Raw genomic sequence first — 15677 nt, forward strand, 5'->3', positions numbered from 1 at the left:
TTGGGTGGACATTCTGTGAACATTCAATCAAAACAGCCGAATATTTTTCGGCTGTTTTCTACATTAATAAAAAATAAACGATTACAACATGCTTATCTTTTTGAAGGTGCACCAGGTTCGGGCCGATTAGAAGTCGCGAAGTGGTTAGCACAAGCTAAGCTATGTCCCAACAAAGATGAGAATGCACTACCTTGTGAGCAATGTTCGATTTGTAAACGCGTTGAAGCAGAAATGCATCCCGATGTGTGGCATCTAAAGCCAGACGGTCTATCGATAAAAGTCGAACAAGTACGAACAATTCGTCAAGAATTTGCCCGTACAGGTATGGAGACATCAGAAAAATTACTTATCATTGATCCCATCGAAGCGATGACGATAAGTGGCGCAAATAGCTTGTTAAAATTCTTAGAAGAACCTGTTCCTGGCGTTACGATTATCTTGCTGACAGAAAATGAAAAACAATTGCTACCAACGATTGTATCCCGAGTACAGACCATTCATTTTCAAAAGCAGCCTGATGATGCATTAGTTCAGCACTATATTCAACAAGGAATTGCATCTGAAAAAGCACATATTATCGCAAAATTAACACAAGATACTGCGGCAGCCAAACAGTATGCAGCATCAGATGAATGGCAACAGTGGGTAGCATGTGCCTGGCGTTTTATAACATTAATGCTAGATAAGAATAGCCATGCCCTTTTATATATTCAAACCGATCTAAAGAATATATTCACCGATCGCAGTCATGCCCAGCTATTTTTACGAATGCTTTTAATCATTTATGAAGATCTTTTAACTATTAAATATCATCAACAAAAAATGATTGCCTTTATACCATATGAGCAACAATTAAAGCATTACGCCAAGCATTTGACTGCTTTAGAAATATCCCAGCATATTGCTTCTATTTTTGAAGCTGAAAAAATGCTCCAAGCAAATGTTGCAATTCAAAGCACACTCGAAAAAATTGCTATAAAAAATATCAAAACATGTTAAAATGAGAGGAGCTCGAGAAAGGGTGACTCAATTGAAAAAGAAAGAAATATATGACCTTTTTTCAGACTTAGAAATGCAATCGGAAAAGACATTGGAAACGATTAAAGGCATGCGTCAACAGATTGCTGCTTTGATTGAGGAAAATCAAGCGTTACAATTTGAGAATAAGCATCTAAGAGATCGTCTAGAAGTTGCGGGAAGTCCTGTCAAAAAAGAGAGTGGTCTAACACAATCACGCCTTAATTTGGAAAATATCTATGAAGATGGCTTTCATGTTTGCAATGTGATGTTTGGCAAACGTCGTGAAGAAGATGAACCCTGTGCTTTTTGTCTAGAAGTTATTTATGGCCAGAGAAATTAGCGAGGATTTGAATATGAAGTTAAATGATGATGAACGAATCGACCAGCTTGTATCTGCTGGCTTGGCGATTATTCAAAGTCCGACAGCTTTTTGCTATTCATTGGATGCACTGCTCTTAGCGCATTTTGCTAATGTATCCAGACGCGATGATAAAGTCATTGTCGATTTCTGTGCAGGAAATGGCGCTGTAACGATGTTATTAGCTCGCCAAACGGCAAGTCCAGTTATTGGCGTTGAAATTCAGCCACGTCTTGTCGATATGGCACGCAGAAGTGTGCAATTGAATCATATGCAAGACCGTGTGCGATTTATCGAAGCTGATATTACACAACTTTCACAAGAGATTCCTTATGATTCAGTTGATTATCTCACGTGCAATCCGCCTTATTTTTTGGGAGATGCAACGGGTAAAGTGAATGACAATGAATATTTAGCGATTGCCCGACACGAAATTCATCTGCCTCTTACGCATTTAGTTCAACAAGCGAGTCGCTTTTTGAAAATGAAAGGGAAATTCTATCTAGTGCATCGTCCCGACCGCCTACTAGAAATTATTGATGAATTAAGACGCTATCATCTTGTGCCAAAACGAGTTCAATTTGTGCACCCTAAAATGAATAAACCTGCAAATGTTGTCCTAATTGAAGCTATTAAGAATGGTTCAGAGATTGGCTTGAAATGGTTGCCCCCACTTTTTGTTTATGATGATGAAGGAAATTATTTACCGGATGTGAAAGCAATTGTCCATGGAAAAAGAAAATAATGCCCATTATTTTTATGTATTATGGTGCAAAGATAATACCTTTTATGCAGGCTATACAACTAACTTGATGCGTAGACTGGCAGAACATAATAGTGGTCAAGGTGCAAAATACACAAAACCACATGCCAAACGTCCAGTGCAAATGGTCCACCATGAACGCTTCAACACCCGCAGTGCCGCGATGCGAGCAGAAGCCGCCTTTAAAAAACTGACGCGTGCGCAGAAGATAAAATATTTAAAGGCATATGGCATACACTCACCAGAAGGAACACTGCATTGGCGAAAGAAAAGAGGGACATAATGAGCGAATATCAGAAAAAAGGCATCTTATATCTCGTGCCGACACCGATTGGAAATCTTGAAGATATCACACTTCGCGCGCTGCGTATCTTGAAAGAGGTCGACCTTATTGCGTCAGAAGACACGCGAAATACGCAAAAATTATTGAATCATTTCGAGATAAAAACCCCTCAAATCAGCTACCATCAACACAATGAAAAAATGCGTAGCGAAGAAATTATCCAAAAGTTGCTGAATGGGATGACCATTGCTCAAGTAAGTGATGCTGGAATGCCTTCAATCAGTGATCCAGGGGTCGTGCTTGTACAATTGGCGATTGAGCATCATATTCAAGTGATACCACTGCCAGGAGCAAATGCAGCACTCACTGCACTTATTGCTTCAGGGATTGCACCACAGCCTTTTATATTTTATGGATTTTTGCCTAGTAAAAATAAAGACCGAAAAGAAACATTAAAAGCATTGGCCAATAAAGAAGAAACGATCATTTTATATGAATCTCCTCATGCCCTCAAAAATTTTTTGAAAGAAGCGATGCATTACTTTACACCAAATCGGCAGATTGTTCTAGCACGTGAAGTAACCAAGCGCTATGAAGAATTTATTCGGGGAAGCTTCCAAGAGATAGTCTCTTGGGCAGAGATGACGGACATAAGAGGAGAATTTGTTATTATTATTGCAGGGAATGAGATGCCCATAGTAGCGGATGAGGAATGGAAATATTGGACAATTAAGGAACATATCCAGTATATTATGAAAGAACAAAATATTCGCAGCAAAGAAGCAATCAAACAAGTCGCAAAGTTGCGGAATATAAAAACTAATGAAGTCTATGCCATTTATCATGGACTATCTTAGGCTGAGGAGATTATAATGATGAAAAAATGGATACATGTATGGGTAGCCTTCTGTGCTATTTTAATGATGGCATGTAGTCATGACAATAATTCAACCACTCAAAAACAGGAAGAACAACCAACAGAGCAACAGTCGACAACCGAACAAGACACACAAGAAGAAAAAGACAAAGAAGAATCGACTCCAACAGAAAAAGAAGAAGATGCAGATGCCAAAGTTATCGATCGCATTGTCAAGCACATTCAACAAGCACAAGCAGTGGATCAAGATCATATGACTATTTTGCTTAGTGAGCAAGAAAATTATAAAATTTATGAAGTGCGTATGCAAAATGCTGATGACCCAAGTGTAACAAACTTATTGGGAATGTATCGCTACTTTGCCGATGAAGATCGTCTAGAAGTGTATAACTCAACCAATGACACATATGATGTCGTAGAATAAAATGAAAATGCCCCAGCAGTTACAACTGCTGGGGCATTTTTAAATTCTAATGTCTTTCACATTTTTCAAGTGTGTGTTAAAATTCATGTTATATCAATGGGAAGGATGATATCATGTCTGAACAATTACCGAAACGATCAGATGTTCCTGTAGAGCTTACATGGAACTTAGCAGATTTATATCAAAGTATGGAAGATTTCGATGCAGACAAACAAAAAGTTGAAACATTAATTCAACAATTTGTAATGCACTATAAAGACCATTTAACAGATGCAGAAGATATTGTAGCTGCAATTGCTGACTATGAAGAGATTTTAACGATTATGACAAGAATGGACCAATATTCATTCTTGCCTGTAAGTGTCGATATCACAGATACAGAAATCGTGAAATTCATGCGCCAAATGACGGCATTTAATGCACAGCAAGCGGCGACTTTAAGCTTTTTCCCATCGCAAGTCCAGCAGTTGTCAACTGATATCTTGGATGAAGTACTTGCCAAATATCCAGAACATATTGCACTTATCCGAATGATGAAAAAAGAAAAAGCTTCAGCACTTTCACCTCAACTAGAAGAAGCACTCAAAAAAATGAATCCAGTCTTTGATGGCTATTATGATATGTATGAACAGATTACAAGTGCCGATGCTGATTTTGGTACATTTGAAGCAAATGGCAAAGAGTATCCATTAAGTTTCGTGCTTTATGAAGAATATTATATGTATCATGAAGACACCGCTGTTCGCCGAGCCGCTTATAAGAAATTCAATGAAGTACTTGCACAATATCAAAATACGCTAGCATCAGCATATTATCATCATGTGCTAAAAGAAAAAGCAGAAGCTACCATGCGCGGCTTTGATTCTGTTTTTGATTTCTTATTGCAAGGCCAAGAAGTAGATCAAGAACTTTATCATCGCCAAATTGATAGATTAATGAAAGATTTTGCGCCTGTTATGCGTAAATATATTACGCATATTAAAGAAGAACGCGGACTCGATGCAATGCATTATGCCGACTTGAAAATCGACTTGGACCCTGAATATACACCGTCCATTACAATTGAAGAAGCTGCCAACATGGTAGAAGCATCAGTTGCCACACTTGGTACAGATTATGTCCAAAAAATCATGCCGGCATTTGAAGAGCGCTGGGTTGACTTTGCACGAAATATTGGCAAACGTTCGGGTGCTTTTTGCTCGGGTGCTTATGATGTGCATCCTTATATTATGATGAGCTGGTCTGGACTACAAAGCGATGCATATACGCTTATTCATGAGCTAGGACATGCAGGTCAAGGCATCTTATCCGCCGAAAATCAAACGCTACTTAGTTCAAGACCGTCGCTTTATTTGATTGAAGCCCCTTCTACTTTCCACGAATTATTGCTAAGCGACCATTTGCGTACAGTTGCGGATAGCCCACGTGCTGAACGCTCTGTCATAAGTAAGATGATTTCAAAAACATATTTTCACAACTTTGTTACCCATTTATTGGAAGCGGCATATCAACGTGAAGTCTATCGCCTGATTGATAAAGGAGATAGTTTCGGCGCAAATAAATTAAATGAAATCAAACATCAAGTACTAAGCGACTTCTGGGGAGATGCAGTAGAATTAGAACCAGGAAGTGAACTCACTTGGATGCGTCAGCCGCACTACTATATGGGACTATACCCTTATACTTATTCTGCTGGTCTGACAATTGCCACCCAAGCCTACCTCAAGCTGAAATCAGGCGAAATGGATGCAGAGCAGTGGCTGAACTTCTTGAAACTTGGTGGAACAAAAGAACCGATTGCAGCCGCTAAAGTTGCTGGCGTAGATATTGCAACAGATGAAGCATTGAAGCAGACGATTGCTTATCTTGACCGCTCAGTGGACCGCATCATTGCACTTACAAATGAAATGAAATAATAAAAAAGGAGGCGAAGCGCCTCCTTTTATTTTGAATAAAGGAATGAATTGACAATGTAAGAATGATTGACACATCTATAGTACCTCTAGCAAAAATAACGTTTACTCCCTTCAATCAGAAAAATAGTCATTCATCAAATAACAAGTATAATAAGAATAGATTGAAATTTTAAGGAGGCGTTAAGATGAGCGAAAAGTCATGGGATTATCTCGTTATCGGTGGCGGCAGCGGAGGGATTGCCAGTGCCAACCGCGCAGCTGAACGAGGAGCAAAAGTTGCACTTATAGAAACGGGAAAATTAGGTGGCACATGTGTTAATGTCGGCTGTGTCCCTAAAAAAGTCATGTGGTATCTTGCAAAACTTATGCATGAATTAAAAGCATATGGCCCAGATTATGGCCTGCGTAATCTCGATCAGATTGCATTAGATTATGAGTCCTTTGTCGCCCGGCGTGCCCAATATATTGAACGCTTGAATGGTATCTACCGAAATAATCTAAAAAATAACCAAGTAACTTTAATCAATGGCACTGCAAAATTTATCGATGCTCACACAGTAGAAGTCAATGGAAGAATGCTCCAAGCTAAGCATATCTTAATTGCGACAGGAGGCCGTCCCGCGCGACCACATATTCCTGGTGCTGCATATGGTCTGACATCGGACGATATCTTTTCGATAAAAGAATTGCCACAGAAAATGGTCATTCTCGGAGGGGGCTATATCGGTGTTGAAATGAGTGGTGCCTTCCGCAATCTAGGGGTCGAAGTCGAAGTCGTAGAATATAATGAGACACTTTTAAAAGGTTTTGAAGAATTTATCATTGATAGCTACATGGATATTGCACAACGTGAAGGATTTGAGGGTAGCATTCATACAGGAGTCCATGCTACCGCAATTGAAAAAGTCGCATCAGGCTACCGCGTTCATTTAAGTAGTGGCGCCATATTAGAGACTGACATGGTATTATGGGCAGCAGGCCGCAAACCGAATACGCATTCCTTGAATTTAGAGTCTGCTGGCGTACAAGTCGATGAACACGGCTTTATAATAGTAGATAAATGGCAACAAACAAGTACAAAAGGCATCTATGCAGTAGGCGATGTTACTGGTGCAGCTGCACTGACCCCTGTTGCAATTAAAGCAGGACGTTACTTATCTGAGCGACTCTTCAATCATAAAGTCGATTGGTATCTAGATGAACGACTCGTGCCAACGGTCATATTTGCCGAACCGCCAATTGGCACAATCGGTCTGACCGAAAAGCAAGCACGTGAAATATATGGCGACACAATAAAAGTCTACACCAGCACCTTCACTGCAATGCATAGCGCCATTACCGAAAATCGTCAAAAAGCCTACCTAAAATTAATAACACAAGGCCCCTTTGAAAAAATTATCGGCCTTCATGGCATCGGTCAAGGGATGGATGAATTGCTCGAAGGATTCACAGTCGCTATCACAATGGGCGCAACAAAAGATGATTTCGATCGAACGATTGCCATCCACCCGACCGTTGCTGAAGAATTTGTTACGATGCGCTAATTGAATATAGCGCCAAAAAGCTGAGACATTCTCAGCTTTTTTATTTTGGCAAATTCTAAGAAAAAGATAAGCTAAAAAAGAACAATAATTTAGAATGATGATAAAAAAGATAAGGAAGAAAAATATTTTTATAAAAAGTGAATAAAAAAGTTAAAAAGTGCTTGAAAATAATTTGGAAGCGATTTATTATTAACAATATATAAATGGCACTCTGAGGCCACCACCTCTGAGGCCACCACCTCTGAGGCCACCACCTCTGAGGCCACCACCTCTGAGGCCACCACCTCTGAGGCCACCACCTCTGAGGGAAACTATGCTCTCAGAGGGAAAATAATACGACCAAAATAAAACTTCCCTTTAGAGAGACCATCATTAAAGGGAGGTTTTTTATTATGAAGAAAAAGACAAGAGAGCGTTGGTTCTCTGGACTGTCAGCACTTGTGATGTGCCTATCTATTCTGCCAGTCAATGCATTGGCAACAGAAGAAACGCAGTCTGACGATGAAGATGCTGCCTTACAAGGCGAAGTAAATCAAGAGAGTACATTAGGTCATAGCGAAGAAGATGTTGCATCACCTGCTGAAGCAAGCGAAGAGACCCCTTCAACGGACCATAGTGAAGCAGTTGAAGAAGTCGAAGCAGTTCTGCCGACCACTTTACATGAAGCAGAAAGCACAGAAGCCACGATTCCAGCAGAAGTTACCTATGGTGTGGCAAAAGCAAGAGATGGCAAATATTATAAAATCATAAAAAATGATCCTCAGCTTACTCTGATGGAGATCATAGAAGAAGAGTATAACCAAGTGGCCCAAGATTCATTGATGACGATTGAATCAGAAAGTGGGTCACTGACGACTGGAGCATTGGATTCTCGTTATAATGATATGAATTTTACTGTACTTTATGTAAAAGATACAGTAGGTTTTACTAAATTAAATGACAAATTACATTCGAGCAGGGACTCAATTATCATGACACTTCATAAAGATTGGGTTCTTGAAGAGGATGAGAGTATTGACGCGCTATGGCATAATTGGAAATTAGATGGTCAAAATCATCGCATCTATAAAAAAGGCGGTTAACGTCCAATATTTGTATACAGCAACCCTCAGTATGATTCAAATATGCAAGTGTATGTCACTTTGAAAAATCTAACAATTGATGGTAGCTTAAATGGCACAGGAGAGACCCTACACTTCCAAGGCATGGCATATTTGGGTAAATTGGGCAAATTAATTTTAGATCTACAAAATGTAACCGCTAAAAATTGTAAAGGTGTGGATGGTGGTGCTTTTTATCTATGCAATGCTACTGTTACTAAGATGAGTGGTTGTCACTTTGAAAATTGTGTCGCCGATAATAGTGGTCGTGAAACAGAAGGCTCTGGCTATGGTGGTGCTTTTTACATTGAAGGAAATATTGACAATCTCTCGAATCCTCAGCTAACAAAATTCATTAGTAATCACGCACGCGCTGGAGGCGCAATTTTCATTGCTAAGCCTAATGATGGAAGTACCTTATATCTTAAGAACATACAATTTAATGGTAATACTGCTTTGATTACAGGCACACCACAATCAGAAGAAGATGGGTGTGGCGGTGCTGTTTATAGTAGGGCATCAGGAGGCTTTCAAGCGACTGAATTTATCAATAATCACAGTAGTCGTAATGGTGGCGCATTATATGTTGGACTCCCACGTGGCGGGAATCTTTTAAGTGTAAGTGGAAACAGTTCTTTTTTGGGAAATAAAGCCAATTGCGGTGGTGCCGTTTATGTAGAAGAAAAAATATTTTTTGGACTTAGTAACAGTAAACTTATAGGTAATGTGGCAAGCTCACAAGGCGGTGCAATTTATACATAAGACTATGAATATTTAGATCCAGTAGACGTAGCAGCAGGAAAATACGATAATTTAACAATTGAGAGTGGAATGGTATTTAGAAATAACCGGGCAAAATATCTTTCCCAATCACCAAGTAACTTTGCAGAATTTACAGACCTGCAGTTTGAATCGACTTCTTTAACAGGAGTCATGGATCCAGAACATCCGACACAACCGCTCTTGAAAAATGACTCGCTACTAAATAATTATGATATCAATTATACTCGCGTTAAATATTATACGGTAACTTTTGATGCGAATGGGCATGGGACTGCTCCACAAGCACAGAGAGTAGAAGAGAATATGAAGGCCTCAGCGCCGGGCGCTCAGAATGTAACAAGTTGGAGACTTGCGGGATGGTATCAAGAACGTGAATGTACCATCCCTTATGACTTTGACCAAGCGGTAACGGGCGATCTTACACTTTATGCGAAATGGGTCAGTGCCGCCAAAGATGCGGCGATCCAAGCCATTGATCAAGCAGCCAAAGATGCAAAAGCTGCGATTGATCCAGCGGATCCGTATAAAGCCGAAAAAGAACAAGCGATTGATAAAATTGTTCAAGAAGGTAAGAAAGCTGTCGATGATGCGACCAGCATCCCAGCCGTTAATACCGCTAAAGATGACGCCATCACAAAAATCAATGGCGCGTCAGCTGCTGTTGACAAAAAACATCTCGATGCGGCCAAAGACGCTGCCAAAAAAGCGATTGATGATGCCGTAAAAGATGCGAAAGCTGCCATTAAAGGCAATGACAAATATAAAGTCGAAAAAGAACATGCGATTGACAAGATAGCCCAAGAAGGCAAACAAGCGGTCGAAGATGCACCAACAGAACCTAAAGTGACGGATGCAAAAAATGATGCGATTGCGAAAATCAATGGTGCTGCCGATGCCGTCGACCAAAAACATCTGGATGCCGCCAAAGATGATGCAAAAGCTGCGATTGATGATGCGGCAACCAATGCGAAAGCTGCCATTGATCCAAGCGACCCATTCAAAGGTGAAAAAGAACAAGCGATTGACAAAATTGTTCAAGACGGTAAAAAAGCCGTGGACGATGCCACGACAGAACCAGATGTCGCCGACGCAAAAAATAAAGCCATCACAGAAATTGGTGAAGCAGCTGATAAAGTACAAGACGCACATGATCAAGCGGAACAATTAAAACAAGCGAAAGATGCCGCTAAACAAGCGATTGATGACGCCGCAACCAATGCGAAAGCCGCCATTGATCCAAGCGACCCATTTAAAGGTGAAAAAGAACAAGCCATTGACAAGATTGTTCAAGAAGGCAAACAAGCAGTGGAAGACGCGACAAGCATTCCAGCTGTCAATGACGCGAAAGATGACGCCATTGCGAAAATTAATGGGGTCGGTGCCGCAGTCGATAAAAAATATCTGGATGCCGCCAAAGATGACGCGAAAAAAGCCATCGATAATGCCGCAACAGACGCGAAAAATGCGCTTGACTCAAGTGATCCAAACAAAGCTGAAAAAGAACAAGCCATTGATGATGCCGCAGACAAAGGCAAAAAAGCAGTGGATGATGCGACCGATATACCAGCAGTGGACGATGCCAAAGGGGATGCCATCACAAAAATCAATAGTATCGGCGCAGTAACAGATAAAGATAAAGGTAAAAAAGTTGACGATACATCAAAAGATGATATGACAACGGGCAAAGTGATGAAAGACAAATTGCCAAAAACAGGCGCAACACTCCAACCGAATGGATTGTTTGCGATGATAGGTATTGCCTTAACAGGTCTGGGACATCTCATCTTCTCGAAGAAAAAAGAAAGTTAACAAAATAAATACCTACCTTCTAACAGTGGCGGAGTAATTCCGTCACTGTTTTTCTATAGGGGAAGATAGAAAGCAATAAGTATTATTTACTAAAGGGCTAAAAAAATGGTACGATAAAAGAGTATGCGAAAGATAAAGCAATAGAGGTGTGAATCAATTGAAAATAAAAGAAACACGACAGATACTTGATTTTTTGGGAAATGAATTTCCAAACTATTCTGCAAAACAAATTCAGGGCGTGCTTGCCTTATTAGATGAGGGGAATACTGTTCCATTTATTGCACGCTATCGCAAAGAACAGACAGGTTCACTGAATGAAGTGCAAATCCAAGAAATTATGGAACGCCGTCAATATATCACGCATCTAGAAAAGAGAAAGAACGAAATTCTTAATTTAATCAAAGAGCAGGATAAGTTAACACCTGAACTTGAAGCAGCGATTTTGGCAGCTGATCAATTGCAACGTGTGGAAGATTTATATCGCCCATACAAACAAAAACGCAAAACGCTTGCTAGCATTGCAAAAGAGCGGGGGCTCGAGCCACTAGCGGAATGGATACTCACTTATCCAGCGACTCATCTAGATGTGGAAGCCGAAAAATATATAAGTGAGGGCCGAGACTTACCAACGCTTGAAGCAGTTTATCAAGGCGTTCATGAGATTTTAGCTGAAAGAATAGGCGATGATGCAGAGTTTCGACGATGGATTCGTAAAAATACATGGTTTGCTGGAAAAATTATAACGCACAAGAAAGCAAGTGCAGCAGACGATCAACAAGTGTATGAAATGTATTATGATTATGAAGAGCCACTACGTACGATTGTTTCTCACCGCATTCTCGCAATAAATCGCGGCGAAAAAGAAGAAGTCTTGAAAGTAACGATTGACGTAGTGGAACAGCAGATTTTGCAATATTTAAAAAATAAATTAATTCCTCAAGCCGTTAACTCTCCCGCTGTAGAATTGGTAGAGGTGGCAGCAGAAGATGCCTATAAGCGCTTCATTGGGCCAGCAATCGAAAGAGAAATTCGAAATACATTGACCGAAAAAGCGGAAGAACAAGCGATTGAAGTATTTGGTGATAATTTACGGCACTTACTTCTTCAAGCCCCGATTAAAGGGCAATATGTTTTAGGATTTGATCCAGCATATCGTACAGGTTGCAAATTGGCAGCTGTCGACCCTACTGGAAAAGTGCTAGGCATTGCCGTCATCTTCCCTCATCCACCTGCTGGAAAAGAGAAAAGAGCACAAGCTGAAGCGGAGTTTTTGAAGATTGTAAAGGACTATCATATTGATACGGTGGCGATTGGAAATGGAACGGCGAGTCGTGAATCAGAGCAATTTGTGGCGTCCGCTTTGAAGAAATTAGAGCATCATGTGGCTTTTGTGATTGTGAATGAATCGGGCGCAAGTGTCTATTCTGCGAGCAAAGAAGCACGCCGAGAATTTCCTGATTTACAAGTGGAAGAGCGGAGTGCCGTTAGCATTGCACGCCGCTTGCAAGACCCATTAGCAGAACTTGTGAAGATCGATCCGAAATCTATTGGTGTTGGGCAATATCAACATGATGTCTCACAAAAACGCTTGACCGATCAGCTGGACTTCGTTGTCGAAACAGCAGTGAACCAAGTAGGTGTTGATCTAAATACTGCAAGTCCATCGCTTCTTATGCATATTTCGGGATTGACGACCGCCACCGCCCAAAATGTGATTGACTACCGTGAAGCAGTCGGTACTTTTACTAATCGGAATCAATTAAAAGAAGTAAAAAGACTGGGACCCAAAGCGTTTGAACAAGCTGCTGGTTTTTTGCGTATTCTGGGAGGCGGAGAACCTCTTGATGCGACCGCCATTCACCCTGAAAGTTATCAAGCTGCTGAAAAAATCTTGCATGCATTAGCATTAACCAAAAAAGATCTAGGAACGGAGCAATTATATGAAAAAGTAAGAAGTGCTAACCATGCACAGCTTCGGGAGCTGACTGGACTTGGAAAAGAAACATATGAAGATACAATGAAAGCACTTATGGCACCGGACCGCGATATTCGTGATGATATGCCCGCTCCTTTATTAAGAGAAGACATTGTAACCCTTGCAGATCTAAAACCTGGCATGGCCATGGAAGGAACAGTTCGCAATGTGGTAGACTTTGGCGCATTTGTCGATATTGGTGTGGGACAAGATGGTCTTGTTCACATTTCGAAGATGACCGATCATTATGTTAGTCATCCGCGTGATGTTGTTTCAGTTGGCGACATTGTTAAAGTCTGGGTAGAAGATGTGGACTTAACGCGTCAGCGTATTGGCTTATCTATGTTAAAAAAATAAAAATATAAGATGAAGCGAGATGCGAAAATGGCCTCTCGCTTTTTCTTTGGTGAGTATGGGCAATGAGTGATAGTCGTTGCCTAGAGATATCGCTCACAAGAAAATTAGAAAATGATGAGAATATGTCTACATTTTTTATAAAATATGTAGTATACTAATTTTTATTATAGAAGGTGGTGGAACATATGATGGCAAAACTAAAATTAAAAGATTATCTTTTTATTGCCTCGCTATTATTTGGAATGTTTTTTGGGGCGGGCAACTTAATTTTCCCGGTATTTTTGGGGCAAGAAGCGGGGAATATGGTATTTATTGCGAATTTAGGCTTTTTGGTGACAGCCATTGGGTTGCCACTACTTGCAGTGGCGGCGATGGGCATTTCAAGTAGTGATAGCGTCTTAGATTTGGCACGTAAATCAGGTGATACATTTGGGTATGCCTTTACTATTGCACTTTATTTGGTTATTGGACCACTTTTTGCCATTCCACGCCTAGCTACGACATCTTATGAGGTCGCATTGGCCCCTTATATTAGTGATGCAAATCAAGAAATCGTCTTGGCAAGTTTTTGTATTGCATTTTTTGTTATTGCTTGGTTTTTCTCGCGAACGAGCTCATCGGCACTCCATTATGTTGCAAAATTTCTCAATCCGCTCTGTTTAGTTGCACTCGGTATCTTACTGACATTATCCATTGTTCATCCGATGGGAAGTGTCCAAGATCTACCAGCACAAGGTGTCTATCAAACTAAGCCATTTGTAACAGGTTTTTTAGGCGGTTATAATACACTGGATGCTCTTGCAGGACTTGCATTTGGAATTATTGTAACGTCCAGCATACGTAAATTAGGTGTCACAGATCCAAAAGGGGTTGCGACATCCACCATTAAATCGGGAATATTGACATTAGTTTTTATGGCATTTATTTATACTTTATTATCTTGGCTTGGTGCAACAAGTGTCCATGTCATTCCACGCAGCAAAAATGGTGGTGAATTGTTGGCACAAGTGTCTAGTCACTATCTGGGAACATATGGAAGTATCTTATTGTCCATTATCGTTACGAGTGCATGTATGACGACAGCTGTTGGTTTGATTACGGCATTTTCTGAAACATTTGCGACGATGTTTCCGAAGTTCTCATATGCACAATATGCAGTGGGATCTGTTACAGTTTCAGCTATCATTTCAATGGCGGGCTTGTCATTTGTATTGGAAGCGACCACACCAGTTTTGATGTTTATCTATCCTTTAGCCATTGTGTTAATTTTGCTAAGTTATTTGAATGCGATCTATCCTTTAGATCAGACAGTTTATAAAGTAACATTAAGTTTTACCATGCTTGTCGCCCTCATTGATGCCCTTGCAGCGATGCCGACCATTATCAAATCACATGCCAGCGTTTCAAAAGTTTTGGAATGGTCCGCTGACAACTTACCATTAATGAAATTAGGATTGAGTTGGATTTTACCAGCAGTCATTGGTTTAACAGTAGGATTGACCTATTCATTTATCAGCAAAAAGAAATCATAAAAATAAAAGCGACAGCCATTTAGGTTGCCGCTTTTTTCAAAAAATCATTTGACAGATATCGATAATCTTGCTATGATATCTGTTGTGATATTAAGCCCACATGGCGGAATCGGTAGACGCGCTACCTTGAGGGGGTAGTGAGGGGAATCCTCGTGAAAGTTCAAATCTTTTTGTGGGCATTTTTTATATGGTATATGAGCATAAATATCTGAAGTCATTGAAATATATTTATGACCCAGCCATTTTGAAATATAAGCAAGAATAACACTTTAGACAATAAAATATTAGCGTAAGTGTGTTGGAGAGCATGAGTGGAATTAGAGATACAGTTGCTCTTTGACACGCTTTTTTTAATGCTTGACTTTCACACTATTTTAGGAAAAGAATGCATATAACTCCAACCTTTCCTAAATATTAAAGGAGTGCTATCTATGAATATTGAATATTATCTAGGAACTTATTTGAAAGTTGAATTTATAGATGGAATAATCCTTCAAGGAGAAGTTTTTACATTTGAGTATTCAGCGAATACTGAAAGTGGGCTCGATGAATTAACGTTAACCCCCGACTCTGGGAAATTAAGAGGAAGAAATGTCTATTTTAATGAATCAGAAGTAAAAAGTATTGAAGTCTTAGATTAATTAAAAAAGATGACACCTTCAAGGAAACTTGTAGGTGTTTTTTTAATATACAAAATAAAGAAAGGCCATATAATATACTTTCACAAATAAGAAATTATAAACGGACTGGCTCTGCAGTTACCTATGCTTGCTGTAGTGAGAAAAAGAGAAAAAATATCATTATTCATCAAAAAACAAGGCTCCTTTAAAGAAACCTTGTTTTCATATATGTCATTTGTTAATAAATGTTGTCGCATACTTTTTAATACAAGCTTGCGCTTGCAATGATTGGTAAGTGATGCAACATCGCTTCATT

14 protein-coding genes and 1 tRNA gene are annotated in these 15677 nt (G+C 39.9%); all 15 read left to right on the forward strand.

Annotated elements, in window-relative coordinates; translation table 11 throughout:
* Positions 1-15 precede the first annotated feature (15 nt).
* The 15 genes from holB to C231_RS0106135 all read left to right on the forward strand — a co-directional run bounded on the left by holB (position 16) and on the right by C231_RS0106135 (position 15382).
* The gene (holB, locus tag C231_RS0106065; RefSeq protein WP_018659739.1) at positions 16-999 is read left to right on the forward strand and encodes a DNA polymerase III subunit delta'; all 984 of its coding nucleotides are present in this window, start codon (positions 16-18) and stop codon (positions 997-999) included.
* Between the two features lie 22 nt (positions 1000-1021).
* Complete coding sequence (locus C231_RS0106070) at positions 1022-1360, forward strand: DNA replication initiation control protein YabA (RefSeq protein WP_018659740.1); 339 nt, start codon at positions 1022-1024, stop codon at positions 1358-1360.
* 13 nt (positions 1361-1373) lie between these two features.
* Positions 1374-2123, forward strand: a complete 750-nt coding sequence (locus tag C231_RS0106075; protein WP_245533386.1) for a tRNA1(Val) (adenine(37)-N6)-methyltransferase — start codon at positions 1374-1376, stop codon at positions 2121-2123.
* On the forward strand, positions 2107-2424 hold the full coding sequence (locus C231_RS0106080) for a GIY-YIG nuclease family protein (protein ID WP_018659742.1): 318 nt from the start codon (positions 2107-2109) through the stop codon (positions 2422-2424). Before C231_RS0106075 ends, C231_RS0106080 begins: the two co-directional genes overlap by 17 nt.
* Positions 2424-3281, forward strand: coding sequence for a 16S rRNA (cytidine(1402)-2'-O)-methyltransferase (gene rsmI, locus C231_RS0106085; RefSeq protein WP_018659743.1), 858 nt, complete (start codon positions 2424-2426; stop codon positions 3279-3281). Before C231_RS0106080 ends, rsmI begins: the two co-directional genes overlap by 1 nt.
* 18 nt (positions 3282-3299) lie before the next feature.
* Positions 3300-3725, forward strand: coding sequence for a hypothetical protein (locus tag C231_RS0106090; RefSeq protein WP_018659744.1), 426 nt, complete (start codon positions 3300-3302; stop codon positions 3723-3725).
* Positions 3726-3838: 113 nt separating this feature from the next.
* The gene (pepF, locus tag C231_RS0106095; RefSeq protein ID WP_018659745.1) at positions 3839-5641 is read left to right on the forward strand and encodes an oligoendopeptidase F; all 1803 of its coding nucleotides are present in this window, start codon (positions 3839-3841) and stop codon (positions 5639-5641) included.
* A gap of 185 nt (positions 5642-5826) precedes the next feature.
* Positions 5827-7185 (forward strand): glutathione-disulfide reductase, encoded by a 1359-nt coding sequence (gorA, locus tag C231_RS0106100; RefSeq protein ID WP_018659746.1) that lies wholly within the window; start codon positions 5827-5829, stop codon positions 7183-7185.
* Between the two features lie 392 nt (positions 7186-7577).
* The gene (locus C231_RS0106105) at positions 7578-8267 is read left to right on the forward strand and encodes a hypothetical protein (RefSeq protein WP_018659747.1); all 690 of its coding nucleotides are present in this window, start codon (positions 7578-7580) and stop codon (positions 8265-8267) included.
* 60 nt (positions 8268-8327) lie between these two features.
* Positions 8328-9047, forward strand: a complete 720-nt coding sequence (locus C231_RS0106110; protein WP_169333940.1) for a hypothetical protein — start codon at positions 8328-8330, stop codon at positions 9045-9047.
* Positions 9048-9116: 69 nt separating this feature from the next.
* A complete protein-coding gene (locus C231_RS0106115; RefSeq protein WP_018659749.1) occupies positions 9117-10877 on the forward strand; it encodes a DUF1542 domain-containing protein in 1761 nt (586 codons plus the stop codon).
* 157 nt (positions 10878-11034) lie between these two features.
* Positions 11035-13209, forward strand: a complete 2175-nt coding sequence (locus C231_RS0106120; RefSeq protein WP_018659750.1) for a Tex family protein — start codon at positions 11035-11037, stop codon at positions 13207-13209.
* Between the two features lie 185 nt (positions 13210-13394).
* Positions 13395-14741 (forward strand): branched-chain amino acid transport system II carrier protein, encoded by a 1347-nt coding sequence (brnQ, locus tag C231_RS0106125; RefSeq protein WP_018659751.1) that lies wholly within the window; start codon positions 13395-13397, stop codon positions 14739-14741.
* 94 nt (positions 14742-14835) lie between these two features.
* Positions 14836-14920 (forward strand) — tRNA-Leu (locus C231_RS0106130).
* A 252-nt stretch (positions 14921-15172) separates the two neighbouring features.
* The gene (locus C231_RS0106135) at positions 15173-15382 is read left to right on the forward strand and encodes a hypothetical protein (protein WP_018659752.1); all 210 of its coding nucleotides are present in this window, start codon (positions 15173-15175) and stop codon (positions 15380-15382) included.
* Positions 15383-15677 lie beyond the last annotated feature (295 nt).

The sequence above is a fragment of the Allofustis seminis DSM 15817 genome, assembly GCF_000374325.1.
Taxonomy (GTDB): Bacteria; Bacillota; Bacilli; order Lactobacillales; family Carnobacteriaceae_A; genus Allofustis; species Allofustis seminis.

Coding starts and splice junctions, on each gene's coding strand:
- C231_RS0106075 (WP_245533386.1), top strand. CDS start 1,374: ATGAAGTTAAATGATGATGAACGAATCGACCAGCTTGTATCTGCTGGC.
- C231_RS0106080 (WP_018659742.1), top strand. CDS start 2,107: ATGGAAAAAGAAAATAATGCCCATTATTTTTATGTATTATGGTGCAAA.
- rsmI (WP_018659743.1), top strand. CDS start 2,424: ATGAGCGAATATCAGAAAAAAGGCATCTTATATCTCGTGCCGACACCG.
- C231_RS0106090 (WP_018659744.1), top strand. CDS start 3,300: ATGAAAAAATGGATACATGTATGGGTAGCCTTCTGTGCTATTTTAATG.
- pepF (WP_018659745.1), top strand. CDS start 3,839: ATGTCTGAACAATTACCGAAACGATCAGATGTTCCTGTAGAGCTTACA.
- gorA (WP_018659746.1), top strand. CDS start 5,827: ATGAGCGAAAAGTCATGGGATTATCTCGTTATCGGTGGCGGCAGCGGA.
- C231_RS0106105 (WP_018659747.1), top strand. CDS start 7,578: ATGAAGAAAAAGACAAGAGAGCGTTGGTTCTCTGGACTGTCAGCACTT.
- C231_RS0106115 (WP_018659749.1), top strand. CDS start 9,117: ATGGTATTTAGAAATAACCGGGCAAAATATCTTTCCCAATCACCAAGT.
- brnQ (WP_018659751.1), top strand. CDS start 13,395: ATGATGGCAAAACTAAAATTAAAAGATTATCTTTTTATTGCCTCGCTA.
- C231_RS0106135 (WP_018659752.1), top strand. CDS start 15,173: ATGAATATTGAATATTATCTAGGAACTTATTTGAAAGTTGAATTTATA.